Genomic DNA, 25,422 nt, shown 5'->3' on the forward strand with positions numbered 1-25,422 from the left:
CCTGTTTCTCCTGCTCAAAGGCTTTGACAGTACCCGCCGCATGTGGCACGTGACCTGAATCGTTGATACAACTCACCTGATATCAAGGGGAATTGACATGCCCAAGGAAGAATGGGGTGTAAAGCGCGTTTGCCCGACAACCGGTAAGCGGTTTTATGACCTGAACAAGGACCCGATCGTTAGCCCCTATACCGGCGAGATCGTGGAGCTTGAAACCGGCAAAAGCCGGATGATCGCCGCAGATGCGGAAGACGCAGCATCGGCCAAAGCGCGTGAGAACGCGTCGGATGAAGATATTGTTCTGGATGATGACGACAACGTCGACGTTGAACTGGACGACGATCTGCTGGACGATGATGACGACGACAATGATAACGTCTCGCTGGACGACATCACTGACATGTCGTCCGAGGACGAAAACTAATTCCGGTCAGAGGCGGCCCCGCGCCGCCTCGAACCGTCCCGGACGGCGGGCTGAAAGTTTTTGGTCACTCAGCCTGTTTTTGGACTTGCGCTAACCGCCACTGTCTCATAGACGTCCGTCCACTGCTTCGGCAGTACTTGTATGGGGCCTTAGCTCAGTTGGGAGAGCGCTTGCATGGCATGCAAGAGGTCAGGGGTTCGACTCCCCTAGGCTCCACCAAATCTCCATGATATGCTTTGAACTCAATAACTTCATGGTTTTCAATGGTTTTCCGAAGGGTCTGTTACATTGAGGTGTTACAGTGAGGACTCTTGAGAAGATGCCTGGACACCCCCGTCTGTATCGCCGTGGATCAACCTATTATCACCGTGCAGCCGTCCCGAAGGACCTTGCTGACTCGTACGGTAAAGTCGAAGAAACATTCTCTCTACGCACCAAAATCAGGGCTGAGGCTCTCGTTAGGGTCCGCCACTCCACAAAAAGATGAAACGTGATGAGCCTGTTAAGCCGTCTCGATCCTCGTTCAGGGCTACGCTACGTTCTCATCCTACAGCTCGCTATTGCAGGCGTTCTGATAGCGTCGGACATTCTTGGTGTAATGCCAAGCCCGTTCAAGGAGCGTGTTCAACTCCCGACTGGTCCGATATCCCCCGGCGATCAACGTCGAGAGTATCGCACTGATCGTAGCGATCCGTCGCTTTTGCCGCAGGATGGACCTCTGGACGTACCCGTGCCAGAGGCTTTTCCGAACCGATTGGACTTCTCAGTTCAGGAAGTCGAAGGACTGGGGAGAATACTTCTTCTTAGCGGCCAGATAGAGTTGGACGACTCGGCCCGTTTCGCTTCGTACCTGTCCGACATGCAGGAGAAGCCCGACCTTGTGGCTCTCCACAGCCCGGGCGGAGTAGTTTCCGAGGCACTGTCCATTGGTAAGCAGGTGAGAGGCGCTGAGCTTTCTACCGCAGTTCTAGCTGGCTCGATGTGCGCATCGTCATGTCCTTACGTCCTTGCAGGCGGTGAGGAACGCATCGTCTCTCTTCGCGGCATTGTGGGTATGCATCAGCACTACTACGAACAGCCTCGCCTAATTCCGGCCGTCTTCGCCGTGGAAAGCATCCAGAAGGGGCAAGGAGAGACGATGCAGCACCTGATTGACTTGGGTGTGGACCCGTCACTGATGCCGTTCTCACTCAACACCCCACCCGAGGAAATCTATGCGCTTATCGAGGAAGAACTAGTAGATACCCGCATAGCAACCCAAATTATCGATTAACACGAGACACAGAGGACTTCGCCTTGTTCAAGAAGCTAACCATTGCCTTGGCATTTTTCGCCACTACTGCTGCCGCTGGTGGCCTCCAAGTACGCGACGCGGACACGATCGTTGTCGATGGCACTCCGGTCCGTTTGAACGGCGTGGATGCGCCGGAGCTTGGCACTCGTTCTGGTCAGGATGCCAAACGATGGATGGTGAACTTCCTACGCGGCAAGAACATCGAGTGCAGTCTCAATGGCGAGCGCACATATGATCGCTGGGTTGGTGTTTGTTACGCGGACGGACAAGACATTGGTGCTGCAGTGATTGCTGCGGGGCATGCTCTGGATTGCGCAAGGTACTCGGGTGGGCGCTATAGGCATTTGGAGACATCCGCGGCCAAATCTCGGTTGAGACGCGCCGGGTACTGCCGGTAGGTGCAATCGGTGGCTGGAAAGCGGCCATTCAGGCGAAACCGCTGAAAGTCCGCTTAGAGCCCAAACTGCCCGTTCACTTGAGCCACCATAACCGTCTGCTATGCCGACTTAGTCGCCGTTCGCTACGGGTGCCGCCTGCTGCCGCCTCCGCTCCCAGCAACCGACGGAATTGACGCAAACCCGACAATTGTAGTGACCACTAAAAGGTCACCCAAGCAGGTTGCCCTGTCGTTCACCCTTGTTACCCCGACAGGCCCTTTCGTGCTCTGAGCCGAGGTTCACCACGTTGGCAAACCTCGGCTGAAACACAGGGTGTTAACGTACTAGCCGAATAGTGCTCACCCGCCGTTGGCCGTGGTTACTCGTCCTGCCAACTCGCAAACGTCTTACGGGCTAGCTCGCTCTCAGGGCGGAGGTTTTCGATGCCGCCGTAGGGTTCATCCTTGCCAATCGGGCGGTGCGGGTACTTCGCTATCATCTTGGCATGGCGCTTTGCCATGTCCTGAAATGACGCCCCGGACCAAAGCGATCCACCGATGTCGGGGGTTGTCTCTCGAGGATCGCGCAGGATGTTAAAGACCGGCGCTGCAGCGCCCGGCACACCCGGTGCGGGCATGTGCATCTTGAACTCCTGCTTTACGATTGAGCGCAAGACCGGGCCTTCGTAGATATAAACATAGTCCCGGCGCGAGTTCCCTTCGCCTTCCAGCAACAATGCGGTTTGGTCCACACCATCGATCACCCGGTCACGTGGAATGAACTCCGTACCACCAGCGACGCGGGCCAACGTGGTGTAGAGGTCGGAGACGTGGATAATGTCTCCCGCGTAGCTTCCACCTTCGATTGCTTGCGGCCATCTCACGAACGCGTCCACGCGTACCCCGCCTTCGAGATGCTCTGCCTTGCCTCCCCGATAGATCAACTCGATCATGCCGGAATTTGGTGAGTACTGCTTGAAGATGCCGTTGTCGGCCATGAACACCACAAGCGTGTTCTCGGCTACGCCAAGCTCGTCGACCTTGGCCATGAGATCGCCGAACCAATCATCCAACTGCTCCATCTTGTCGGCCATAAAGCCGCCATTGCGGGACCTTTGTTGATCGCTAGAGGTGAAATTGAGTGGATAGAGCGGCCAGTACTGAAGGAAGAACGGCTCCTCTTCGCCTGCGAGGCGTTCCAATTGTTCCAGCACCTGCCTCTGGTATGTCGCGTTCATGCGCTCGTAATGCTCTTGCGTCCATTCCTCGCACCTCGCCCGATCTATCGAGGCGGAGGCAATAGTCGTATTAGTGGTTTTGGCGACAACGGCGACACTCACCAGCGTACTAACACTTCCGAGTTAAGGTAGGTAGAGATGACCAAACATCTGTGTGCACTCGCTATATGCAGCATCGGCACTATCGTCACTGCGGATCATGAGTTGATTGACAGAGACCTAGCGAGTGGGCAGGAACTCTACGCAGAACACTGTGCCTCATGCCATGGAGCTAATCTGGAAGGCCAACCCAACTGGCAAACACCAGACGATGACGGAGTGTTGCCTGCACCACCACATGACGTGACAGGGCACACATGGCACCATGATAACCAGCTACTGTTTGAGTATACCAAACTAGGTGGAGCAGACGCATTGGCAGCACGTGGCATTAAAGACTTCAACAGTGGCATGCCCGGCTTTGAAAGCACCCTGACTGACGAAGACATATGGGACGTGCTGGCCTACATACGCTCCACTTGGCCCGAGGATGTTCAGCAAATGCAGACCAGCCGCAACCTTCCGCACCAATAGGAGACAGTAGTCTGGTGTGTGTTTGGGCATACACAGTTCAACGCAGCAGGTTGTGCACTTCTATGTGTGACACTATGGTGAGACACACTGCAAACCAACACACTACAATAGTGTTTACTATCAGTGCATTAGGCGTTCGGCGGCGTTTCCCCTAGGCTCCACCAAAATCCATTGATTTTGCTGGATAAATCTGGAAGCATATTCTCCGGCACCCGAACTGCCCCCGAAAGTTCGTCGATACCCCTCCTTTATTTTCGGACCCTCTGCGCCCTTCATTGAGTCGGCTTGTCGAGCCCCACCCCCCGGGCCTCACCCGGACTCCGCGCGATTTTGTTTATACCCTACGCATAGCAAGCGCGAGATGTCCGGTCTTTTTGACTGCTGTGTCAGACGAGACAAGGCCATCCGTGCAGCTACTAGTGCGTTTCGCCGAGAGTACATAAGCCTTTTGGTCATTTGTTGCACCAAGCGCGAACGACCGCTTTGGAAGTCTGAGCGGTCATTCGCTGCAACTTGCTTGAACGTCTGCTCTGTGGACAAAGCCACCATTTGGTCAATGACCGCTTTCCAGAAGTGGGCTTCGTTCGCGGGGTAAGCGTATTTGTTGGATCGTTTGAAAGCTGCGGGGGCCTTATCAGCCCATATCCGAAACGCCCGTGAGAAGCCTGTTGAGTCGGTATGGCCTAGTCTTTACGCTTTTCGCGGCGTTGAAGTCCCACGGAAAAACGCCGGATATCCGAAGCGAGCCAACGCCTGCAGTAAGTTGGGACTTGCGTCGTCGCTTCTGAATCTTGGAGCGGTAATCTTTAGCTTAACGATCAGTCGGAGTTGCATATCTGATTGCGTTTTTTGAATTCATTCGGAGTCATCCCGGTCCATCGCTTGAAACTCCTGTGAAAACTGGGTTGGTCCAGAAGCCCAACACTTTCACCAATTTCTTTTATCGAAAGTTGGCTGTTTACAAGCAAAGTCTTCGCTCGCTTCGCCCGACATTTTTCCAGTTCTGCTTTGAAGCTTGTACCATTGGCTCGGAAGGTGCGTTTCAAACGGTCGGGGCTTTGCGAATACAACTCGGCAAACCAGTTCAGGGTGGCAGGTTGCTTGTCGAGATGCAGTTCAAGCAAATCGCGGGTTTGCTGAAGAAAGTCGTCGGCGCCTGTGACGTTCTCCGGGAGATTCTGGCTTTGCCCACCCCCGGACCGAAGCAGCAACCAGCTCGCTGGAAACTCGATGCGAGCGCCCAAGCGATTGGTCTGGCGTACCGAAATCTCCTTTTTCTGCCAATCAGGTATGCAAGCAGGTTTGCAAACCCAGAAATGTAGCTTTTTGGAATCCCAGTCGGGACCGCAGACGGATCGAACTAGTCGAACCATAAATCCCAGATAATAGCCGTCGACTTGGCCAGGTGGAGAAGATGGCTTGAATGTGCGTTTTGCATCTAACCTGGCGATATGACCGTCGGTCTCGAGATTGTAGGTCGCCATGGACGAAATCCTGCCCACGTCCACAACTAGCGATATCAAAAGGTCACCGAGCGACGCGCTTTGAGTTTCAAGGATCGACAGGTTGGGCAATGTCTTGAGAGCCGCATTCGCACCGACGTCAAACCCCAAATGCGGGTTACTCAATGCCTTCGCGAAATTGTCGATCAGATCGTACCAATGCTGCCCTGCCATGAACGCTTCGCCGCGCTGCACGTCCTTCAGACTGAGGCCGGATGGCTCAAGAAATTTGTCAACTTCAAGGCCATGGCTGAGGGCAAGGGACACAAAAGGTTGCGCCATCGAGCATTCAACAGTTGGGAGTTTCATTTGTCGACCTGAACACTCACAGTTTAATTTTTTCATTCGCATTTTCGAGTATTTTTTTATGCATTTCAACCATATTGCTAATGACAGTCTGAGCGCCACACGCAAAGATACAATCGTGCAGAGCAGTGCATTGCCACGAAGGAACTCCAAAATGTTCAAAAGGTTAACGGTCGCCACTTTTCTTTCAGCGGTCGCAACATATTCATTTGCTCAAGAGGAAAGCTTTCCGATCCTCTTCACCAACGTGCATGTCTTTGACGGCGTGAACGAAGAGCGGATCGAAAATGCCAATGTTCTGGTGGTTGACAACCTGATTGCCGAAGTTTCGACCGAGCCTCTGGCTGTAGCGAATGCCCAGATCATCGACGGCGGTGGGCGCACGTTGATGCCGGGTATGCATGACCAGCACGTGCATCTTACAGTATTCAATCCGCTCAGCGACGGGTTACGCCAGAACATCACTCCCTTTCATCTTGGCGGCGTCGCCACGATCCGGTCCCAGCGCATTCTCATGAACGGGTTCACAACCGTGCGCGACCTTGGAGGACCGGCCAAATCCATCGCCCGCATAATTGACACCGGAATGTTTCCGGGCCCACGTATCTATTCCTCGGAAGCGTTTATCACCCAGACATCCGGCCATGCTGATTTCCGCAAACTAAACGACCGGCATCCCACGTTGTCGGGTCAGGGGCCGTCGCATTGGGTCGAAACGGACATGAGCTTTATCGCCGACGGACCTGAGCAAATCCGAATGGCTGTGCGTGAAAACCTGCGTCGCGGGGCAACCCAGATCAAGATCATGGTCAGCGGCGGGGTTACGTCAGAGTTCGATCCGCTGCACTCACTTCAGTATCAGGCTGACGAGATTCAGATGGCGGTCAAAACGGCCGCGCAGTGGGGCACCTATGTCACCTGCCATGTGTTCACCGAACAGGCGATCCGCAACTGCATCGACAATGGCGCCAAGACGATTGAACACATCCCGTTCCTAACCAAGGAGGCTGCCGAGATCATGGTCGAAAAGCAGATCATGTTCGCGACGGCGGTGGCCCCGGTCTACTCGGTGACCACCGAACAAGCGGAAGCCTTTTACACGCCAGCGTCCTTCGTGAAATGGAAAAGTGTGCGGGATGCTGCGGCCAATATGATCGAAGTGATCCAGACGACGCCGGGCATGATTGATCTCTACACACTGGGCACAGACCTTGTGAACAACTGGGATCAGACGCTTGAGCAGGACAAGAAGATGAACGACGAAATCGGATATCTGCACGAAGCGGGTTTCAGCGCATATGACATTCTGCGCATCGCAACGTCGAACGGCGCCCGCATGAACCAACTGACCGGCTTGAACAACCCGTATCAAGACGGCCCCCTCGGCGTGGTCGAGGAAGGTGCCTATGCCGATCTTCTGCTGGTCGATGGCAACCCGCTGGAGGACATCCTGCTGCTGGCCGAGCCGGACGCCAATCTGAAAATCATCATGAAAAACGGCGTGATTTACAAGAATACACTCGATTGAGTGTCGCGCGGGGTGAATTAACCTCGGCACCCCGCGTACCCCGATAGCGGAAGGGAAAGGAAGCCTATGAAATACCTCGGCAAATCTACAATGATGGCGAGCGCACTGGCTCTCACAACAAGCGCGGCTTTTGCACAAGAGGCCACAGGTGACATCCCCCCTGTTACACTCTTCAAGAATGTGATGGTTTTTGATGGAGTGAATGACGGACTCAAGAACGTCGACGTGCTCGTGGTAGGCAACAAGATTCACAAGATTGACGCTGACATTCCTGAGGGCGGGAAGTGGGAAGTCGATGTGCGCACCGGGGGATCCAAGCGGTTGCCTGATCCAGTCGGCGGCATCGACGGCTACTCCTTCACCGTTCAAACGGAACGCGGCATCGAGACCAAAGAAGTGGATGTGACCGTCATTGACGGAGACGGTCGTACGCTCATGCCCGGGCTTATCGACAGCCATGTGCATGTGAACATGTACAAGAACGGGACTATCCCGGGGCTTCAGGACACCACATGGGAAGAGATTGGCGCACGTGCTGCCGCATTCGCGCAGGAAATGTTGGCGATGGGCTTTACAACGGTTCGCGATATGTGCGGCGCTCATGGTGGGCTTAGAGCGGTTATTGATGAAGGATCACTTCCCGGCCCAAGAATTTATTCCTCCGGCGCATGCCTTAGCCAAACGGGCGGACACGGCGACTGGGGTATCGCTGGTCAGCGCAAGAACGAGAGCAATCTTGAGCGACTGGAGATAACCAGATTGGTGGACGGGCCCGCCGAGGTGCTTCAGGGTGCGAGGAGGAATTTTGCTTTAGGGGCAAACTATCTAAAGATCATGGTCAGCGGTGGCGTGACATCGATCAAGGACCCGATCTATCAGTCTGCTTTCACAAACGAAGAGATTTCTGCTGCAGTAGAGGTTGCAGGCGATATGGACTCATACGTCGCTATGCACGTATTTATGGACAGCGACCTGTCCCGTGCTCTCGATCTTGGTGTCAAAGTGGTAGACCACGGCCTGACTATTACCGAACCGACGATGCAGAAGCTGGTCGAAAAAGAGGCGTTCTTTTCGCCCAACCTGACTGCGCTTGCGCCCGAAGCTCTGGAACACCCGATGCATCAGGACCCGACTTTCCCGCCGACGGCGAAGTTTCTGTGGTTGCGGGAAAACAGCAAGCAGCTCATGGATCTTGTGAAAAAATACAAGCCGAAGATGGTGTTCGATTCCGATTACGTGCTTCTCACGGGTGTCCCTTATCGCCAGTCAATGGATTTTACGAAGGCGTTTGTCGCGCGTGAGTTTGGCAACCTCTGGGCATTGCAGATGATGACCTCGAATGGTGGCGAATTGGCGGCTCTGACCGGACGAGGAAACCCTTACCCTGAAGGCAAGCTTGGTGTGATCGAAGAAGGCGCCTACGCCGACATTCTGATCGTAGACGGGAACCCACTTGAAGACATCTCGGCCATCGGCGCGGTGGATACATGGTTTGATGCGCCGCCGCGCGGACAGGATGTCCCAAGCATTCGAATGATCATGAAGGACGGCGTGATCTACAAGAACACGCTGAACTGACCTCTCCATTACGGCGGGGTCATCGGTCTCTGTCCGCCAACAACTTTTGGAGTCTTAGAAATGAAAACATCCGCGATAGCCATTCTGGTCGCACTCTCAGGTTTCGCAACCCCGGCGTTTGCCGCAGATTGCGATGTTGCACTGCTCAACGGGCGGGTCATGGACCCGGAAAACAATTTCGACGCCGTTCGTAACGTCTGCATCAAGGGCGATAGGATCACGTCGATTACCGAAGATGCAATTTCGGGTGAACGCGAGATCGACGTTGCAGGCCACGTGGTCGCGCCCGGCTTCATCAATACCCACTCGCACTCCTTCGGGGGGTTTGATCAGAAGATGATGGCCCACGACGGGACCACCACGATCCTCGACACGGAAAGCGGTGTGGCCGATGCCGACCTGTTCTATGACAAGTATGAGGGCAACTCCTTTCTCAATTACGGCACCGGGATGGGACATGAAGAGATCCGGCGTGTGGTTATGGACGGCGTACCGGTCGAACTGGCATCCGATCCGACATACATCCTCAAATCGCGCGGGGCGGCCGAGGAAGAAGACGGCCATGCCAGTTGGGCCCTCGATGTCCCGTCCAAGGAACAACTCGAAGAAGTCATGACCATGTACGTCAAGGGTCTGCGCGCCGGCGCGATCACCGTTAATACGACGGTCGGCTACATGGGGTACAACACCTTCCCGAAAGAGATCTTCGCACTCCAGAAGCTTGCCAAGGAATATGACCGGTACTTTGGCGCACATACACGGTTCGGGCCGACCGAGAGCCTGCCGCTCTACTACTCGCTGGGTGCAAACGAGGTGATCGCAAATGCCGTGGCCCTGGATGGCGCGCTGATCCTGTCGCACATTCAGAATCAGGGCTGGGAAGAGATTTACGAACTCGCCCGCCGCCTGCAGCAGCGCGACATGGACATCTTCGCCGAGTACTATCCGGCGATCACCGGAAATCCCAACATCGCAACCCCACAACTGCTGCCCGACAAGATCGAGTCGAACAATATCGTTCCGACGCGGGATATCTTCGATACCTCCACCGGGGAGCTCTATGAAACGGACGAAGAATTCTTCCGTCAACAGGCAGAGGACCCGTCCAAGCCAATCTTCATCACTGTGCGCCCGGAAGCCGATCTGAAGCGCTGGATCCACATGAAGGACATTGCGATCGCCAATGATATCGTCGGCTATCTCGTCGATGGCGAACCGCTGCCAGTTGAGGCCGATTTCAGAGAGTACGGCGGCCACCCGCGCAATGCCGGCACTTATGGCATCGTGTTCCGCGAAGCCCGCGAGCAGGGTATCCCGCTCATGGAGATCGTCAACAACGCCTCTTACATCCCCGCCAAGTACTTCTCCCGCGTCGGTCTTCAGGCGATGCAAGAGCGCGGCCGGATGCAGGAAGGCATGATCGCAGATATCACAATTTTCAACCCCGAGACGATCACTGAGACATCATCGATGAAAAAGGGCATGAACGGATCATTCACCAAGGGGATTCCCTACGTTCTGGTGAGCGGTCAGATCATCATCGACGGCGGCGTTGCAAACACCGATCTGCGGCCCGGAAAGCCGATCCGGTACGCGCGCATCACAGACGGTGAAATCGAGCTCGATCTGGGCGACAAGGCATTCTCGTGGCATGCGGATATCGAAACGCCAGAGGATGAACACTCGGAGTTCCCTGATCGGCCGGCAGCGCTCGAAACCACGATACCCGGGAGCCCGGAGCAATGAGGGCTTTCCGGTCGGTCCTCGCCTCCTTTGTCTTCTCAGCCTGTTGGCAGGCCGCAGTTGCCGAACCTTTGGTAACTGACTGGCCCGATCTCGTTGATGAGGCGGCTCAGAACTTCGAGGATCCCTTCCGTGATCTGACCTTCGATCAGCTTGTCGCACTGCGCACCTTTGTGAATGCTCAGGAGAGCCTGACATCCGGAGACACTGCGGAAGATGACCGATCGCAACTGGAAGCTCAGCTCGCCGACGTCGAGGCGGAGCTGAAAGCCGAGGGGATTGATGCCAATTGGCTTATTTCGCAAAGGTGGGTTGTTGCGGATCGGAGAAAGCTGGCAGGAGAAGCCGGAAATCCGGCGAAGGACGGGGAAATCATCAAGCTGGGTGGATTTGTCATTCCGGCACCCGCCGCCGAGGACGGCACGCCTGTGGGCTATCTGGTTCCAGAGCGGGGAATGTGCAGCCACGTACCACCACCACCGCCAAACCAGATGGTTCGCTTGCGTCTGACCAATGGCTGGAAGTCGACCGAGATGTATGAACCAATTGTTGTGACGGGACAGTTGCAAATCCAGCCGTCGGATGAGCGGATGATGGTAGTCGACGGTTTCGTTTCAATGCGTGCCACCTTCGAAATGGATGTTACTGACGTTCAAACGTTCAGTAAAAATGACGTCCGCCAGTCAGTGGGCACTACCGATCCATCAGCCGCCACCAAGACTTGGGCGGAAGGTCTCGCCGAAAAGCTCAAGCAAAACCGTCAATCTCAAACAGAGAACCAATAACCTCGTCAGGCTCTTCATCGAAAGGACGTACGATGAAACATCTTATCCTAGGGGCTCTTATGGCGGGATACGCCACATTGGCAACTGCAGAAGATACCCAAAACATGCGCACGTTTTTGTTCATTGGCACGTCCAACAGTGCCGCGTGGGAAATGCAGATTGCAAATCCAGGCGATCGTGCAGCTAGCGTCAAAGGTGGAATTGAGGCGCTTGGCGGGGAGCTTCTCAGTTACTATTGGGGGCTCGGAAACGGGAAAAACTATATCACTGTTTTGCTACCTGACGATCCCACCTTCATTCAGGCGTTTTACGTCAGCCGTCTTGGGGATGGACTGCTGGACGACTACCAGATGATCGAATTGATGAGCAGCGCGGACATGGCCGAAGCGTTGTCCCGCGTGCCCGAGATCAAGGCGCAGGATGATTTGAAGTAGTGTCAGTCGTATCAGGAACAAAACCATGCGCTCAAACCTCAATGTAACAGTTGCAATGGCGCGGTTGAAACAGACCATGAGCGTTTGCGCAGGAGTGGCGGCCATCGCATCCGGGGCGGCAGCCCAAGAGAACAGCACGGTACGGCAACTGGAGGCGGCAGCCACCGCATCGCTCGGGGGGCCAGCGTCGGCTCAGGCGCAATTGGAGCAGGACAGGCTCCGGCGTCTCGAGAATTCCAGATTGCCGGGGCTGGATCGGTTTTTCGATCCCTTCGAACAGTCGCGCGAGGCTTTTGCCAAACGCACTGGGTTGAATTTGTCCTTCGACTTCCAAGCGCTGTACCAGAAGTCTTCAGACAGCCTGAGTGGCACCGACGAGGCGGCATCCGGGCAGGCGCGGATCATTGGCAACTGGGCACTCTTTAATCGTGGCAGTGAAAATGCGGGTAGCTTTGTCTTCATCCTCGAAAACCGTCATCGGCTAGGAACGGATATCGCGCCGGGCGGTCTCGCGGGCGAAATCGGATATCTCGGTGTCACGGCAACGACCTTCAGCGACACAGATTCAACGCTGTCGGTTGCTTATTGGTCGCAGGCGCTGTCCGGCATCGACAGAGGCTTCGTTGCAGGTCGCATCGACCCCGGCGACTATTCCGATATCCTTGGCTATGTGAATCCCCGCACGACCTTTTCGAATTTTTCAATTCTGTTCAGTCCAGTCCTTCCCATTCCCGATCCCGGCTTTGGCATTGCTGGCGGTGGTTACTTTACAGATCAGATCTACGCACTTGGCGTGGTCAGCGATGCCAATGGATCATTGACGGATATAGACTGGTTTCCCGGCGGTTCGGAGTTCTTCACCTACGGAGAGATCGGCTGGACGCCTGCAAGAGACCAACGATACCTCACCAATGTTCACCTCGGTGTATTCCATGTGGATGACAGAGAAGACGCCGGCGTGCCCAGCAGTCACGGAGCGATGCTGTCGGGCAATGTGACCCTTGACGAAAGCGTTATGCTGTTCGGCCGCCTTGGCTGGTCCGACGGCGATGCCCCGATTGCCAGACGTGCGGTCAACGCCGGGGTCATGTGGCGCCCCGGGTTCTATGACGACTTGTTCGGGTTTGGCGTGACGGTCGCCGACCCAACCGATCAAAGCCTTGACACGCAAACCACCGTCGAAGCGTTTTACCGGCTGGATATCTCCGACAACCTCGCGCTCACGGCAGATGTCCAATATTTGAACAATCCCGGCTTCTCCGATGATGATCCTCTGGTGTTCGGGCTGAGGTTGAGATTCAATTTATGAGACAGAAAAAAACCGAAACTTCTGTCTAGCACTTAGTATTCTGAGAGCCGGCCTCCGCTGATTAACCGGCCCGTCAATTCGATGTAGAATTACAGGCTAATGATGATTGGATGGCTTCTCTGGCAAAGTTGAAAACTTCGTTTTCGAGAAGCTTGTCACAGTTTTAGCCAGACAGGTTCGCGTTGAAAGCCGGATGTAGCGTAGCTTCCTTTCGAAACCCGGCGCTTAAAACCACAATCGTAGCTCGAGCTCAGTGAAAGAGAGGATAAAGCAGACGTTCGCAACCTATCCTCCAACGGCAAGTTTGGGCTCGAAGCAGTCATTCACTCAATCGCGGCGAATGTCTGCTCTGCGGACGAAGCTGACATCGGTTCGAAACCGAGAACACCACTTCAATAGTCGTCGTAGTAACGAAGCATCCTGCTTATCGGGGCACACAGTTGCATTCACCAATGGTCATTAGGCGAACTGCGCAATTCCCGAGGTCGCACATTGAACGCCTCTGGGCTGCCTTTGGCGTTTAGCCTGGCAACACTAGCAAAGTCGAAATGAAGACTGATGAGATTTCTGATCTTCTGCGCATTTCAGGCAAAAGTAGTAATCAAAACTCAGAAGGTGGATGTTTATCCGACAGGTGACCAGCTGAGATCGTTAGCTCTGTTTGGAGCAACCATGAACATCATGACGCTCGATACTTGTTCCTCACTGCGACCAGCACCGCGCACCAAGTGAAGAATTGCGTTTTCAAGATTAGCTGCATCATCTTCGCGTTTGTCGATCATTGCTGATATGAATTCATGGGCCAAATTCTTTGGTTCGATTAAGGCTTCTGGTTGGGTCAAGCTCAACTCGCTGAGCATAAATTCAAGCAAGAACGCGACTTCGTTCTGCCGCTCTGGTGAACTTTCAGCGAACGACAGTTCCAAAAGTCTTCCGTGTGTTTCTGTCAGAATAACGTTCAACGACAACGGTTCTTTGGCATCAGACTTCCGTGGCTTTGCCAGTAACGCTTTCAGTCGGTCAAGGACGATCGGAACTTCCTTCCTACACGTTGTTGAAGCACAAGCTGTGCGACATCGAGGTCTTGCAAAATACCAGCATTTTCTTCAGCAAGGTGTATTACTTTTTCGGCCCTGAAACTTCGCCCGCCAACCGTGCTCGTGAAAAGCAGTAGGAACTTACTCGGCGAGCCGGCATGGAGCAAATGACAGGAACAAGTGTGTCTTTTCAATAACTTTAAGAGCAATCACACTCAAGAAATAGAATTTGTTGTTGGGTGAGCTGTTATGGTCACTAAAGATGATCGCAACTCAGATTAGCTTTCCAAAGGCCCAAGAATGCGAAGAACGATCCTTTCCTCTATCCTTGTTATGCTTGCCGGTATTGCGCATTCACAAACACCCGAGTGCGACAGACTCTGCTCCCGAGACTTTATGTTCAGTCTCGACTCCGGGCTTGATGTCATCCCTCTTGTCGCAGATGGCGAGCATGCCAACGGGCATATGGAAGACGGAAGAACGCCGTTGATCTGGGCCGCGCTGGACCCGGACGATGAGGATGCAATCATCTTCACATCCACACTCCTTTTTGCCGGTGGCGACGTGCACGCCCGTGACAAGAAACGTGGACAAACTCCGTTACATTGGCACATGGGTCGAGCCGGTGGCCCAATGAAGGAAGTAGTTGCTATGTTTCTTGCTGAAGGCGCCAGTGTGCTCAGTGAGGATAATTTCGGATATTCTGTACTCGATATTGTTAATGGCAACACAAATCCCGAAGTGTACGGCTTGGCCAATGCTGACGTGAGCGATGAAGTGGCGGATATGATCCGCGGCTGGGCGGAACTTGAAGAGAGATGGGAAGACGCCTTTGGAATGCATTTGGGTGAGGACCCTACTTCAGTACGCTATTTCGAAGTCTTGGCGGAAGAGGGCTACATTCCGGCAATGTATGCTTATGCCTCTGTACTCGAGAAACCCAGAGTTGAAGGCTTTACTCCTGATATTGAACAGGCCCTTTATTGGTATGAAGAGGCTGCCAGCGCCGGCGAGGTTAATTCAATTTTCCACGTTGGATCCAGTGCTTATAGCGGAACGGACACAATTGAGCAAAACGATGCTATGGCGCATGAGTGGCTCTCTCTTGGCGCGCGACATGGGGATACGAACTCTCAGTCACTTCTTGGTTTGATGTATGCCAACGGGAAGGGAGTTGAGAGAGATATTCAGAAAGGTTTGATGTGGATGATCATCTCTCTTCGGTTTGGCGAGGACAATCCGGATAGAGTGAGACTACTTAATGAGATGGCATCTGCCTTGTCATATCAAGAGGTCAAAGAAGCCGAGCAAATGGCTAAAGACTGCATCATAAATTTCTTTGAGCACTGCTGAGGCAAAAGATGAAAAGTATTGTGAGGTTGTGCGCCCTGATCTGTTCAATTGGCGCTTCTGCCCAGGCTGAAGAGGCTTGGCCTCCAGAGGCATTCATTCGAGACCGAGAGCCTCATGTTCTGAGGATCGACGCTAATACTGTGCTCTGTGAGGTCCAGTGGGATGGTCATAGAGAGAATGGAGAAATTCTGGATATTGCGCCCGAGGCCGACTTCTATATCGAGAGTGTCGTCATACCCCTGTCGGGTGAGTATGTGTTCATCAGTTCCGACCCGGTTCAGGTGTTCGGCGAAACGGAAGTCTTCCAGTATTACGAAGACGATGTGATGATTGAACTCACGCTTTTTGGACATTTGTCGAACACCGGCGAAAAGCGCCTAAATCTCGTTGAGGTTGCGCACTTGTCTTTCGAACAGAAACGCATAAGCGAGTTTTGGGGTCGGATATTCTGTCCATAGTCCCACTGAATGGTTCCGATCAATAGCAGGGCAGCGCAGAGTGCACTAAGGAAACTAAACGATGAAAAATATATCGAAGGCAGTTAAAGTTATTAAGGGTTCTCTTCTGGCGATGTTGGGATGCATCGCAATCTATAACTATGAACAGTACGCCAAGGCTCACGCCTCAGAGGACATCCCTGAGGACGTATTAAATTGCCTCAATGAGAGAGAACTCTTTCGGAACGCAATCCACACAAGTGGTATCCTACCACTCCACAGTTGTGACCGATACAGATTCCACAAGTTCATTGAACTTGTGCCAGTAATAGAAGCTGGTGCAGTCAAAGCTTGCAAAGGCGTGATGGGGGATGAAAATCACGCACGGCAGATACAGGAGCTTGATGCTCGGATCAACGCTTTAGCCGCTCAGATGCAAGAGATGTATCAAGAGTGTGAGTTCAACGGGTGGCGAAAAAATTAAAGCCTCTCGATCAGGGGGCTAAGAGCGGGACGGCGCGGAGCGCATCGGAAGAAGCCAAACTACGGAGGAGATTTCTGAGAAACACTATCCAGAGGTTGACGACGATACAGATTAGACCGCTTCAGAATCCTATTCACTTCTCGTATGCTTCCCGCCTTTGCGCCACTTTTGTTCATCACGATCTTGTTTGGGGTCCCATCCGACGACAGTACTTTGGCGAGGAAACCGGTGACTGCTGGACGATTTCATCGCTAAGACAGCATGAAATCAAGGGGTGACCCGCTTTGCCCACCGCTCGAAAGAGAGTCAGCCACAAAGAGCTTTGCCAGCTCGACCTTTTTACAACTTTGTCTTAGATCTCAATTGAAGCATTCACTGAGTAGAACCTCAGTTAACTTAAAGATATTCCAACATTTCTTCAGTATTTTCTTGACCCTGTGAAACAACCTGAGCCTTCTGTCGGAGGGTGTGCGGAAATCAGTTCAGGCTTTTCTGCTTCTGAGTACGTCGAGCGCCCATGAACAACAGCGGGACCACATATGGCAAATCTTTTCTCTCACGTGTCCATTTTTTTGCTTGTGTCAAATCTTGCGGTCTTCGCAATTTCTCCGGACGCGCATGCTGCCGAGATCAGCATCACCAGCAGTCAAATCGAAAGAAACCCAAAACCCGGGGTTCCTTTCACCCAATGCAACATGCGTTTGGTCGGTCCTATCGAAGCAGGTGATGCGGACAGGTTTCGATCCTTACTTGCCGATATTGGTCGACACACGGAAGAACAATGGCCCATCGTAACGTTGTGCCTTAACAGTCCGGGCGGGTCCATGACCGAGGGCCTCGCCATTGCCGAAGAAATTCGCCGCGATCGGCCCCGGACTGAAAGCAGCATCTCTCCTCTTGTCGTGACGCGTCTCGAAGCGGGCGCCCATTGTGCATCGGCATGCGCGTTGATCTTCATGTCCGGAACCCGCGAGTTTTCAGAAACAGATCCAATTCCGGCGCGTTCGATGCACCCCACAGCCCAGCTCGGCTTCCACGCTCCAGCGCTGGTGGTTAAAGATGGAGACTACAACAAGGCCCAGGTGAACCACGCCTTCACTATATCAGTTAACGTGATCGCGGATCTCCTGCGAATTCTGAATGTCGGTGAAAACGAAGAGGGTGAGGCTTACTCAGGAAGAGAGACCTGGATGGATGCCACATTGATTGAAACGATGCTCAACACACCGGCTTCGGAGATGCGCTACATCGAAACCGTTGACGATGCTGGCCGCTGGGGTATCGATGTCTATCCGCTAGCTCGACCAGAAATGAACTACAAGACCGCCTATCAAGGATGCGTAAATCATTGGTATTGGACAGAGGCCCGTTCCGCACGTAATCCATATGAACTTCATTTCGGCGATGATCACAACTACCCCATTGGCGAAGCGTTTTTCGAAGAGCATAGGATACGTTTAGTTTTCGAAATGGATCCTCACACCGGCGAGAGTTGCGAGGCCTCACTTGATACGGAAGGCTATGTCAGTTTCGGTATCTTTCATCCAGATTATTCGGGCGAACCGGGCTTATCCATTGCCTATGACGAAGAGGGCGAGTCTTTTGCGACGGATGCCGGAGCACACGCCCTTGCGCTGCATTCAGCAGAAACCCGGCTGGCGACCCTTTCGAGCCCGACTCCCGAGAAGCGGACTGTCAAAAAGCAACAGGTCGCGTGGGCGCCCCGCTTTGGTGGGAACAAAGTTTCGCTTTGGGAATACGAAGGATCGTTGATGGCCTGGGAAAGTCAGGGCAACAACCGCTGGATCTGGTACTTTGCCCCTGGAGATCCCCTTGCTGACAGCGTGGTTCAGTCGGGCGATCTCTTGTTTGAAGGAAAATTGAAAAACGGCGTGCTGAACGGTACGGTACATCATCCTACAACAAGCTGCGGCGACCTTAGCTACGCGATCTCGGGAGAGGCCAAAGGAACCAAGGTTACGCTTGAAGGCGGCGGCCAACCCAAAATCTCCCGATGCTTGGTCCTAGATGGCCGGGATGAAACCTTTGAATTTAGCTTCATCGCTGCAGCCCCGGGCTAACCAATGGCTGTTTCGCGTTGAGCTTACGATAACCGTTTCTGCACCTTAGAAACTGGTAGCAACACAAACCATTGCAAATGGCATTTTTGTGCGGCGCGTCTTCTTCTTGGCAAGCGTCGCAACGGGAAAGACTGTTGAACGAGAGCCGTCCGCTTTGGGCTCGGAGCCGGCATTCGTTTAGGTTTGCATCAATGGCTGACACGCGGACGAACCAGACATTTGTGATTGGACAAGGCACGTCTGCTTAGCGCCTGTTCCCGACCTTGGCTTCAGGATGTCTGAAAGCGCACTTGACCTGTTTTGCGCTCATGTTTCCCAGGGTGGTTTTGCCCCAATCTCTGCGATCAGAAAATCCATGAACACCCGCACTTTAGGGGATAATACATTGGACTTGGGATAGATAAGCCAAAGAACATTATCTTCTTTGGCCACAAAGTTTGGCAGAACGTGGGTTAACCGGCCTGATTTCAGGTGTTCATGCACACTCCACAGGGCGTTCAGAGAAATACCGGCCCCAGCCAGCGTTGCACAGACCTGGCTTTGGCCGTCATCGATTATCAATTGACCCTTGGCGGATGCGGGATCGAAAACCGCATCCTTGCCGGCAGGTCCTGTAAGCGGGCGTGGCTGGCGATTTTGGAAAGCAATTAAGTGGTGGTTTGTTAGATCGCTGGGAGTTTTGGGGATGCCGTGTTTGTCGAGATAATGCGGCGCGGCACATAGAACGCGCTGGTCATCTGCCAGTTTTCGACCTTTCAGGCTGGTGTCCACTAGCGGCGCGTTCCTCAGTGCTAAGTCATAACTCCCTTCGATAAGATCGAACTGAACATCTGACAGACGTAAATCGAGTGTGAGGTCGGGGTGTTGCTGAAGAAATTTAGGCAAGATCGGTGCGATGTATCGCTGTGCAAAAGTGCTAGGCGCAGCGAAGCGCAATGTGCCTCGGATGGCGGTTGTTTGCTTGCCCAAGGCCGTAAGCGCCGCCTCCTCCTGTGCGATGATCTCTCGGGCAAAAGGCAGGAAATCGGCACCTTCGACGGACAGTGACACTTTGCGCGTTGTGCGATGCAAAAGCTCGGAAGCCAGGTTCTGCTCCAACTTGGCGAGCTTTGCGCTCGAGACCGCTGGAGCCATACCCAGTGCGCGCCCAGCAGCGCTTATGTTCAGCATTTCCGCTGCTGCTACAAACAATCGCAGCGCATCTGTATCAAGTCCCATTATATCGAAAACCCGAATTATCAATCCATGAATGGGCAGTTTATATGCAAATAGATTGGCGTTAAATCCCTTTCATTGATGCAACAAAGCGTAGGAAGGAGGCGCAAATGACGCGGATAGCCACAGTCAACTACCACGTTCACAAGCCTTACCGGCAAGCCTTTGAACTAGATGCAGGCGGGATTGCCGGTAATCTGGTTGCCCCCGAACTGGCCTCCACAGCCGTTACGTTAGAAGATACCCGCGCTACGACCAACACAGTTAAATTTGTGTCCGATGCTGTCGAATTCATGCCGCTGAAAACGCACGTCCAAGACTTTGCCAGGGATGCTTGGAAACCAACATACGATGCAGAACTGACAGCAATGCTATTGGAAAAGCTGAGTGTGTGCGAAGTTGTGGTTTTTGATCATACCGTTCGCACAGATGATCCTGGTGCGACACGCAAACCCGCGCGCAACGTCCACAGTGACTATAGCAAGGACGGAGCCGAACAGCGGCTTGTCGACCTGTTGGGCGCCGAAACCGCAGCGGAATGGGCGCAAGGTCACTATGCTTTTGTCAATGTGTGGCGCCCTGTGGGTCATCCTATCAATTCAGCACCGCTTGGCTTTGTTCGCCCATCATCGGTTGATCCGTCTGACTGGATCCTGCTGGACCTGATCTACCCTGAACGCAAAGGGCAAATCATGGGGCTGGTGGGAAACCCCGAACATGAGTGGATCTATCTATCCAAGATGACGCCAGATGAGGTCGCGATCTTTAACATCTATGACAATCGCGGCCTTCCATCGATTGCGCATAGCGCGCTTGATATGGTCGAGGATCCAAATGTCACTACCATTCGCAAGAGCATCGAGAGCCGCACTTTGGTGCGCTATTAAAAGGGGGTCCTGACATGTTGGATGAAACGCAGCCGACTGAGTTTGCCCAAATCAACGTGGCCTACAACCGGATGTTTCGCCCGGAGCGTCTAAGCGTAGGCCTTGTGTTACCGCTTGAAGCATACGCAGTCGGCGCAGAGCCGACGCTGCGGGAACATCTGGAAGCGGCTCAGAGGGCAGAGGAACTGGGGTTTGCAGCACTGTGGCTGCGGGACGTGCCGTTTAATGTTCCAAGCTTTGGTGATCCCGGACAGGTCTTCGATCCCTTTGTTTATCTGGGTGCACTTGCAACGGCGACAGACCGGATTGCGCTTGGAACGTCGAGTGTAATTCTACCATTGCGCCACCCGGCACATGTGGCCAAGGCAGCGGCGACCGCAGATGTGCTGTCGGGTGGACGGTTGTTGTTGGGTGTAGCTTCGGGCGACCGCCCCGAGGAGTACCCGGCGATGAACCAGAGCTATGATGACAGGGATGAACGTTTCCGCGACAGCGTTGACTACATCCGCGCGGTTGGATCGGACTATCCCAAGCATGAAAGCGCCCAGGGCACGCTGTCTGGTGGGATTGACCTATTGCCAAAACCGTATGGAGCCCGCCTGCCGATGCTCATTACCGGTGGTAGCCAGCAGACGCCCGATTGGGTGGCACAGAACGGCGACGGCTGGATGACCTATCCGCGCAACGCCGCAGCTCAGGGGCAGGTCATCGCGGATTACCGGCGACGGGTGAAGGCCGCGGGCCAATCAGACAAGCCGGTCATGCAATCGCTTTACGTCGATGTCGTTGCTGATCCAGCTGCCCCTCCTCGCCCGATCCATCTTGGGTTTCAATCTGGCACTGGCTTCCTTCGCAGCTATCTGCGCGAGATTGAAATGCTTGGGGTCAATCACGTCGCACTGAACCTTAGGTTCAATCAAGCGCCTATCGAGGCGACCCTCGAACACTTGGCGGATACTTTGCTGCCTGACTTTTCTTAAAGGATCAGACCAATGACCAAGATTATTCTCATTACAGGTTCAACGGACGGCATTGGCTTGCTCACGGCAAAGAAGCTAGCAGCCGCCGGGCACAAATTGCTCTTGCATGGTCGTAGCGTATCTAAATTGGAGAGTGCTGCTGCCGCAGTCGGCGGTGATGTCGAAACCTATGTCGCCGATCTAAGCGATCTGTCCGCGGTGCGAGATCTAGCCGAAAGCGTACGGGCCAAGCATGACAAACTGGATGTGTTGATCAACAACGCAGGTGTTTTGAAAGCCCCAAAATCCGTCCTTGAGAATGGGCAGGACATCCGTTTTGTCGTGAACACGCTCGCACCTTATCTGCTGACCGAATTGCTGCTGCCGATCATTCCCGCTGACGGTCGCGTTGTGAACCTGTCATCGGCAGCGCAAGCCCCGGTAAACATCAAAGCCATGCAAGGCAATGTGCCGCTTGCGGATATGGAAGCTTATGCCCAAAGCAAATTAGCTATCACCATCTGGACTCAGGATTGGGCCAAGTCGCGAGCCGAAACACCGGTAATCGTTGCTGTAAATCCCGGATCACTTTTGGCCTCAAAGATGGTGAAAGAAGGCTTTGGCGTTTCCGGCAACGACATGAGCATTGGCGCCGATATCCTGATTGAAGCGGCGCTAGGCGAGAGGTTCACCGATGCGTCAGGTGCCTATTTTGACAATGATATTCGTGCTTTCGCAAATCCGCATGCCGCAGCACGGGACAAAGATCACGTTGCCGACGTCATGACCACGATCAGGGACTTGATTGGCCGGACTGACTAACCCTCGCGGCGCGAAAGCGCCCCACACTTCCACCTTTAACTCTCCGACACCCCTCACGCATGCCGCGTCGAGGCCCAAGAAAGGACTGCCTGATGAAATACGAGAACTTTCAAACCTTTGACGTAGACGTTGAATTCGGCATCGCCACCGTGACGTTCAACTTTGGTTCCGTGAACGTGCAAGGCCAGGCAATGCTGGCCGATCTCAACAGCCTGGCAATGCGGTTGGAGCGTGACCGCGAAACCAAGGTCGTAATCTTCCAATCCGCCAATCCGGAAATCTGGGTCTGCCACTACGACACCGAGCTTCTCAAGGTTATGTCGACCGAGGCGGTATCTCGCGACGATGCACAGCTTTTGGACCTGCAATCGGTTTGCGAACGGATCAGCAAGGTGCCGCAGGCCACCATCGCAAAACTGGAAGGGTATGCACGCGGTGGCGGACACGAATTGGCGTTGGCGCTCGACATGCGCTTTGCCGCGCGAGGAAAGTACAAGTTCATGCAGATGGAGGTCGGCATGGGCATCTTACCCTGCGGCGGTGGCGCCTCTCGCATGGCGCGCCAGACCGGTCTTGGCAAAGCACTTGAGATCATCCTGAGCGCGCAGGACTATGACGCGGATGATGCAGAGCGTTTGGGCACCATCAATAAGGCGTTGGAGCCGGACGAAATTGGCCCATATGTAACCGCACTGGCCGAACGGATTGCAAAATTCCCAGCTGAGTCGATCAATGCCTGCAAGAAGATGGTCTACGAATCAATCGACAAACCCATTGATGAGGCGCTGAAAGCCGAGGCTTATTGGCTCTATCAGGCCACCAGCAAAACCCCGGCGGTCAAACGTTTCAACATCGCGGATGAACAAGGGTTACAGCACGACATCGAGAACCAGCGCAAATGGGGCGATCTGGTGATGCAGGTGCAGGACATCAACTGACTTTCCCCCAATACATCGATCTCGTCAGGCGTGCGTTGTTGCAACGTGCCCCTGATATTACGTCACAAAAAGGAACAAACCAATGAAAGCAATGGTTCTAAATTCATACGGGCCAGATGCGCCGTTCGAGATTGTAGATATGCCCGACCCGGTCGCGACTTCTGGACACGTGATCGTCAAAGTAGCCGCCGCCAGCGTCAACACGGTCGACACAATGATCCGAAGCATGGGCGCTGACCTACCCCTTTCCCCCGCACTACCCGCGGTGCTCGGCATGGACTTTGCTGGCACAGTCGTCGCAATTGGCGAAGGTGTGACGGGTTTTGCCAAGGGCGATGAGGTGTATGGCTGTGCCGGAGGCTTAATGGACTTGCCGGGCTCTTTGGCAGAGTACATTAATGCGGATGCCCGCCTGATTGCCCGCAAACCTAAGTCGCTGAGCATGCGAGAAGCCGCAGCGCTGCCTCTCGTTGGCATCACCGCATACGAAGGATTGACGCGCGCCGATGTTGGCCAAGGGCAAACCGTACTCGTCCAAGGCGGCGCCGGTGGTGTTGGTCATGTCGCCGTTCAGATCGCCCGACACCTCGGCGCCACCGTTTCGGCGACAGGTCGTGGCGCAGATCAGATGGCTCTGATCGAGAGTATTGGTGCGCGTCCCTTGGACTTCACAACGCAAAAGGTTGAGGACTACGTGGCTGAGCACACCGATGGTGTAGGCTTCGACGTGGTGTTTGACAGCGTGGGTGGACCGAATATGACTAACTCGTTCGAAGCGGCGAAACTCAATGGTCAAGTCGCTTCAACGGTTGCGATGGTCGAGATTGATTTGACGCCCGCGCATTTCAAAGGTCTGTCTCTGCATGTCGTTTTCATGTTGATCCCGATGATGCACGATGTCGAACGGCAAACCCATGGGGACATCTTGCGGACACTAGCGGAACTGGCAGACGCCGGCGGGCTCAAACCGATTGTTGACGAACAGGCGTTTGGGTGGACGAATGTCGGTGCCGCCTATGCGCACCTGACAAATGGAGCTGCAGTCGGAAAAGTCGTTGTGGAATTGTAATCAGATTTAGCTGGGAATGGTGCGCGTGCAATGACCTTGCGCGCTATATCAGTTTAAACTGCAATTGATGTCGGCTATCGGTGCTTAGCTGACCTTAGTGCTTTTTGCAGCATTGGTCACTCTGGGCTCAGCGCAGCCGTTCGCTGCGTTCCGTCTGAATGACCGCTGCGCGGACAAAGCGGTCTGTGCTTCTCCAATCAAATCGGCCGACCTTGGGTTTACAGAACACGGTTGTGGAGAGTGAGAACGACTACTTGTCTTCACTTCCGGAAGCATAGTGTCTCAATTGGCACCCTTATTGCATGCTAAGCAGGACGTTATGGCTCACGGGCGTCCAGATACTCTTGGGTTAAGCCCTTTTAAGTGTCAGGTGGTATAGTCCCAAAATTAGGTTGTTGGTTGTTCGGGTGCGTCACCCAGAGCCAGCAGCAAAAGAATAGCCAAAAGGGGTGATCCAACCAGACCGATCAGGAACCAGATCAAACCAGATCGGTTGCGCCGCCCTGCCATCGTGATCGGCAGGATATAAAGCCAGATCACGACAACCAGCAAGATGAGCATAAAAATCAACTGGATAACTGGTGCGTCCATGAAATTTTGCCTTTCGTATCTTGACGCCATTTTTAAAACGGCTGATCCGGTAAGACAGACAATGGCCCGAAAGCGTTTTCGGGTATTAATTTAGCTCGACATGGGTCCCGGGCGTCCCAACCCTCTCCCTTTGGGTTCGTTGGCTATCAGACAGTGCCGTCCAAATGGTTGGTGCTTTCCGGGTCACAAGGTAGCAAGGTCGGCAAAACGGATAAAGTGGGTGTTTAAGGAAACTTTTAAAGCGCCTTTTCAATGAACTTTGAAAAAAGCTCACCCTGCGAGTTGATCCTAAGTTTCGCGTAAATGTTGCGTCTATGGATGCGGACTGTGCCTGGAGAGATGCCGAGAATTGTGCCAACAGCTTCTGCCGAATGGCCCTTCAATGTGAACTCAACGACTTCTCGTTCTCGTGGCGTCAGAACGCCATCGCCAAATGCCTGGAATGCTAGATCGACGCGA

Annotated in this window: 26 protein-coding genes and 1 tRNA gene; 21 read left to right on the top strand and 6 right to left on the bottom strand. The window is 53.9% G+C overall.

What is annotated here, in order from left to right; translation table 11 throughout:
• Positions 1 to 97: 97 nt before the first annotated feature.
• The 5 genes from GOX73_RS18690 (at position 98) to GOX73_RS18705 (ending at position 2,116) form a co-directional block, all read left to right on the top strand.
• A complete protein-coding gene (locus GOX73_RS18690) occupies positions 98 to 424 on the top strand; it encodes a TIGR02300 family protein (protein WP_170350278.1) in 327 nt (108 codons plus the stop codon).
• Between the two features lie 143 nt (positions 425 to 567).
• Positions 568 to 643: transfer RNA gene (locus GOX73_RS18695), tRNA-Ala, on the top strand.
• 100 nt (positions 644 to 743) lie between these two features.
• Positions 744 to 911, top strand: coding sequence for a DUF6538 domain-containing protein (locus GOX73_RS21085; RefSeq protein ID WP_371808667.1), 168 nt, complete (start codon positions 744 to 746; stop codon positions 909 to 911).
• Positions 912 to 1,022: 111 nt separating this feature from the next.
• Positions 1,023 to 1,697 (top strand): hypothetical protein, encoded by a 675-nt coding sequence (locus tag GOX73_RS18700; RefSeq protein ID WP_171126920.1) that lies wholly within the window; start codon positions 1,023 to 1,025, stop codon positions 1,695 to 1,697.
• A 23-nt stretch (positions 1,698 to 1,720) separates the two neighbouring features.
• Positions 1,721 to 2,116: a thermonuclease family protein gene (locus GOX73_RS18705; RefSeq protein WP_170659848.1), complete on the top strand. Its 396-nt coding sequence runs from the start codon at positions 1,721 to 1,723 to the stop codon at positions 2,114 to 2,116.
• 358 nt (positions 2,117 to 2,474) lie between these two features.
• Here GOX73_RS18705 and GOX73_RS18710 read toward each other — a convergent pair whose 3' ends face one another.
• A complete protein-coding gene (locus GOX73_RS18710; RefSeq protein ID WP_171126921.1) occupies positions 2,475 to 3,332 on the bottom strand; it encodes a sulfatase-like hydrolase/transferase in 858 nt (285 codons plus the stop codon).
• Positions 3,333 to 3,470: 138 nt separating this feature from the next.
• Between GOX73_RS18710 and GOX73_RS18715 the strand changes: the two genes are divergently transcribed.
• Positions 3,471 to 3,905: a c-type cytochrome gene (locus tag GOX73_RS18715; protein WP_171126922.1), complete on the top strand. Its 435-nt coding sequence runs from the start codon at positions 3,471 to 3,473 to the stop codon at positions 3,903 to 3,905.
• A gap of 818 nt (positions 3,906 to 4,723) precedes the next feature.
• Here the strand turns inward: GOX73_RS18715 and GOX73_RS18720 are convergent.
• Complete coding sequence (locus tag GOX73_RS18720; RefSeq protein WP_170554985.1) at positions 4,724 to 5,752, bottom strand: AraC family transcriptional regulator; 1,029 nt, start codon at positions 5,750 to 5,752, stop codon at positions 4,724 to 4,726.
• Between the two features lie 115 nt (positions 5,753 to 5,867).
• Here GOX73_RS18720 and GOX73_RS18725 point away from each other — a divergent pair, with 115 nt between their 5' ends.
• The 6 genes from GOX73_RS18725 to GOX73_RS18750 all read left to right on the top strand — a co-directional run bounded on the left by GOX73_RS18725 (position 5,868) and on the right by GOX73_RS18750 (position 13,090).
• On the top strand, positions 5,868 to 7,241 hold the full coding sequence (locus GOX73_RS18725; protein WP_170621495.1) for an amidohydrolase family protein: 1,374 nt from the start codon (positions 5,868 to 5,870) through the stop codon (positions 7,239 to 7,241).
• A 66-nt stretch (positions 7,242 to 7,307) separates the two neighbouring features.
• Positions 7,308 to 8,819 carry an amidohydrolase family protein gene (locus GOX73_RS18730; RefSeq protein WP_170554983.1) on the top strand — a complete coding sequence of 504 codons (1,512 nt, stop codon included), beginning with the start codon at positions 7,308 to 7,310 and terminating at the stop codon, positions 8,817 to 8,819.
• Positions 8,820 to 8,879: 60 nt separating this feature from the next.
• Positions 8,880 to 10,565, top strand: coding sequence for a hypothetical protein (locus tag GOX73_RS18735; protein WP_170621493.1), 1,686 nt, complete (start codon positions 8,880 to 8,882; stop codon positions 10,563 to 10,565).
• A gap of 68 nt (positions 10,566 to 10,633) precedes the next feature.
• On the top strand, positions 10,634 to 11,347 hold the full coding sequence (locus tag GOX73_RS18740) for a DUF3299 domain-containing protein (protein WP_171135057.1): 714 nt from the start codon (positions 10,634 to 10,636) through the stop codon (positions 11,345 to 11,347).
• Positions 11,348 to 11,379: 32 nt separating this feature from the next.
• Positions 11,380 to 11,781 carry a hypothetical protein gene (locus GOX73_RS18745; RefSeq protein WP_170482510.1) on the top strand — a complete coding sequence of 134 codons (402 nt, stop codon included), beginning with the start codon at positions 11,380 to 11,382 and terminating at the stop codon, positions 11,779 to 11,781.
• A gap of 25 nt (positions 11,782 to 11,806) precedes the next feature.
• Positions 11,807 to 13,090, top strand: coding sequence for a carbohydrate porin (locus GOX73_RS18750; protein WP_171135058.1), 1,284 nt, complete (start codon positions 11,807 to 11,809; stop codon positions 13,088 to 13,090).
• A gap of 623 nt (positions 13,091 to 13,713) precedes the next feature.
• Here GOX73_RS18750 and GOX73_RS18755 read toward each other — a convergent pair.
• A complete protein-coding gene (locus GOX73_RS18755; protein WP_171126925.1) occupies positions 13,714 to 14,052 on the bottom strand; it encodes a hypothetical protein in 339 nt (112 codons plus the stop codon).
• 471 nt (positions 14,053 to 14,523) lie between these two features.
• On the opposite strand from GOX73_RS18755, the gene GOX73_RS18760 reads away from it, so the two are divergent.
• The 4 genes from GOX73_RS18760 to GOX73_RS18775 all read left to right on the top strand — a co-directional run bounded on the left by GOX73_RS18760 (position 14,524) and on the right by GOX73_RS18775 (position 18,482).
• Complete coding sequence (locus GOX73_RS18760) at positions 14,524 to 15,480, top strand: SEL1-like repeat protein (RefSeq protein WP_171126926.1); 957 nt, start codon at positions 14,524 to 14,526, stop codon at positions 15,478 to 15,480.
• Positions 15,481 to 15,488: 8 nt separating this feature from the next.
• Positions 15,489 to 15,938, top strand: a complete 450-nt coding sequence (locus GOX73_RS18765; protein WP_171135059.1) for a hypothetical protein — start codon at positions 15,489 to 15,491, stop codon at positions 15,936 to 15,938.
• 61 nt (positions 15,939 to 15,999) lie between these two features.
• A complete protein-coding gene (locus GOX73_RS18770) occupies positions 16,000 to 16,401 on the top strand; it encodes a hypothetical protein (RefSeq protein WP_171126928.1) in 402 nt (133 codons plus the stop codon).
• A gap of 539 nt (positions 16,402 to 16,940) precedes the next feature.
• Positions 16,941 to 18,482 (top strand): hypothetical protein, encoded by a 1,542-nt coding sequence (locus tag GOX73_RS18775; protein WP_171126929.1) that lies wholly within the window; start codon positions 16,941 to 16,943, stop codon positions 18,480 to 18,482.
• A gap of 306 nt (positions 18,483 to 18,788) precedes the next feature.
• Here the strand turns inward: GOX73_RS18775 and GOX73_RS18780 are convergent, their stop codons facing one another.
• Positions 18,789 to 19,700, bottom strand: a complete 912-nt coding sequence (locus GOX73_RS18780; RefSeq protein WP_170649523.1) for a LysR family transcriptional regulator — start codon at positions 19,698 to 19,700, stop codon at positions 18,789 to 18,791.
• Between the two features lie 107 nt (positions 19,701 to 19,807).
• Here GOX73_RS18780 and GOX73_RS18785 point away from each other — a divergent pair, with 107 nt between their 5' ends.
• The 5 genes from GOX73_RS18785 (at position 19,808) to GOX73_RS18805 (ending at position 24,372) form a co-directional block, all read left to right on the top strand.
• Entirely contained in the window at positions 19,808 to 20,584 is a 777-nt protein-coding gene (locus GOX73_RS18785; RefSeq protein WP_170649524.1) for a CmcJ/NvfI family oxidoreductase, read from the top strand.
• Positions 20,585 to 20,598: 14 nt separating this feature from the next.
• Positions 20,599 to 21,564 (top strand): LLM class oxidoreductase, encoded by a 966-nt coding sequence (locus GOX73_RS18790; RefSeq protein WP_170386649.1) that lies wholly within the window; start codon positions 20,599 to 20,601, stop codon positions 21,562 to 21,564.
• A 12-nt stretch (positions 21,565 to 21,576) separates the two neighbouring features.
• Complete coding sequence (locus GOX73_RS18795) at positions 21,577 to 22,365, top strand: SDR family NAD(P)-dependent oxidoreductase (RefSeq protein ID WP_170649525.1); 789 nt, start codon at positions 21,577 to 21,579, stop codon at positions 22,363 to 22,365.
• Positions 22,366 to 22,457: 92 nt separating this feature from the next.
• Entirely contained in the window at positions 22,458 to 23,303 is an 846-nt protein-coding gene (locus GOX73_RS18800; protein WP_171125934.1) for an enoyl-CoA hydratase/isomerase family protein, read from the top strand.
• A gap of 82 nt (positions 23,304 to 23,385) precedes the next feature.
• Positions 23,386 to 24,372: a zinc-dependent alcohol dehydrogenase family protein gene (locus GOX73_RS18805; RefSeq protein WP_170386641.1), complete on the top strand. Its 987-nt coding sequence runs from the start codon at positions 23,386 to 23,388 to the stop codon at positions 24,370 to 24,372.
• A 387-nt stretch (positions 24,373 to 24,759) separates the two neighbouring features.
• On the opposite strand, the gene GOX73_RS18810 is transcribed toward GOX73_RS18805, so the two are convergent.
• Complete coding sequence (locus tag GOX73_RS18810; RefSeq protein ID WP_058283652.1) at positions 24,760 to 24,963, bottom strand: hypothetical protein; 204 nt, start codon at positions 24,961 to 24,963, stop codon at positions 24,760 to 24,762.
• 236 nt (positions 24,964 to 25,199) lie between these two features.
• On the bottom strand, positions 25,200 to 25,422 hold a 223-nt coding region (locus GOX73_RS18815; RefSeq protein ID WP_171135060.1), incomplete at its 5' end, for a helix-turn-helix transcriptional regulator.

It is taken from the genome of Ruegeria sp. HKCCD7221 (assembly GCF_013031225.1).
Lineage (GTDB): Bacteria > Pseudomonadota > Alphaproteobacteria > Rhodobacterales > Rhodobacteraceae > Ruegeria.

Bases quoted from the DNA above. Each gene is read 5' to 3' on its own strand.
- GOX73_RS18690 (WP_170350278.1), top strand. From the start codon at position 98: ATGCCCAAGGAAGAATGGGGTGTAAAGCGCGTTTGCCCGACAACCGGT.
- GOX73_RS21085 (WP_371808667.1), top strand. From the start codon at position 744: ATGCCTGGACACCCCCGTCTGTATCGCCGTGGATCAACCTATTATCAC.
- GOX73_RS18700 (WP_171126920.1), top strand. From the start codon at position 1,023: ATGCCAAGCCCGTTCAAGGAGCGTGTTCAACTCCCGACTGGTCCGATA.
- GOX73_RS18710 (WP_171126921.1), bottom strand. From the start codon at position 3,332: ATGAACGCGACATACCAGAGGCAGGTGCTGGAACAATTGGAACGCCTC.
- GOX73_RS18715 (WP_171126922.1), top strand. From the start codon at position 3,471: ATGACCAAACATCTGTGTGCACTCGCTATATGCAGCATCGGCACTATC.
- GOX73_RS18720 (WP_170554985.1), bottom strand. From the start codon at position 5,752: ATGAAAAAATTAAACTGTGAGTGTTCAGGTCGACAAATGAAACTCCCA.
- GOX73_RS18725 (WP_170621495.1), top strand. From the start codon at position 5,868: ATGTTCAAAAGGTTAACGGTCGCCACTTTTCTTTCAGCGGTCGCAACA.
- GOX73_RS18730 (WP_170554983.1), top strand. From the start codon at position 7,308: ATGAAATACCTCGGCAAATCTACAATGATGGCGAGCGCACTGGCTCTC.
- GOX73_RS18735 (WP_170621493.1), top strand. From the start codon at position 8,880: ATGAAAACATCCGCGATAGCCATTCTGGTCGCACTCTCAGGTTTCGCA.
- GOX73_RS18745 (WP_170482510.1), top strand. From the start codon at position 11,380: ATGAAACATCTTATCCTAGGGGCTCTTATGGCGGGATACGCCACATTG.
- GOX73_RS18750 (WP_171135058.1), top strand. From the start codon at position 11,807: ATGCGCTCAAACCTCAATGTAACAGTTGCAATGGCGCGGTTGAAACAG.
- GOX73_RS18760 (WP_171126926.1), top strand. From the start codon at position 14,524: ATGTTCAGTCTCGACTCCGGGCTTGATGTCATCCCTCTTGTCGCAGAT.
- GOX73_RS18765 (WP_171135059.1), top strand. From the start codon at position 15,489: ATGAAAAGTATTGTGAGGTTGTGCGCCCTGATCTGTTCAATTGGCGCT.
- GOX73_RS18770 (WP_171126928.1), top strand. From the start codon at position 16,000: ATGAAAAATATATCGAAGGCAGTTAAAGTTATTAAGGGTTCTCTTCTG.
- GOX73_RS18775 (WP_171126929.1), top strand. From the start codon at position 16,941: ATGGCAAATCTTTTCTCTCACGTGTCCATTTTTTTGCTTGTGTCAAAT.
- GOX73_RS18780 (WP_170649523.1), bottom strand. From the start codon at position 19,700: ATGGGACTTGATACAGATGCGCTGCGATTGTTTGTAGCAGCAGCGGAA.
- GOX73_RS18785 (WP_170649524.1), top strand. From the start codon at position 19,808: ATGACGCGGATAGCCACAGTCAACTACCACGTTCACAAGCCTTACCGG.
- GOX73_RS18790 (WP_170386649.1), top strand. From the start codon at position 20,599: ATGTTGGATGAAACGCAGCCGACTGAGTTTGCCCAAATCAACGTGGCC.
- GOX73_RS18795 (WP_170649525.1), top strand. From the start codon at position 21,577: ATGACCAAGATTATTCTCATTACAGGTTCAACGGACGGCATTGGCTTG.
- GOX73_RS18800 (WP_171125934.1), top strand. From the start codon at position 22,458: ATGAAATACGAGAACTTTCAAACCTTTGACGTAGACGTTGAATTCGGC.
- GOX73_RS18805 (WP_170386641.1), top strand. From the start codon at position 23,386: ATGAAAGCAATGGTTCTAAATTCATACGGGCCAGATGCGCCGTTCGAG.
- GOX73_RS18810 (WP_058283652.1), bottom strand. From the start codon at position 24,963: ATGGACGCACCAGTTATCCAGTTGATTTTTATGCTCATCTTGCTGGTT.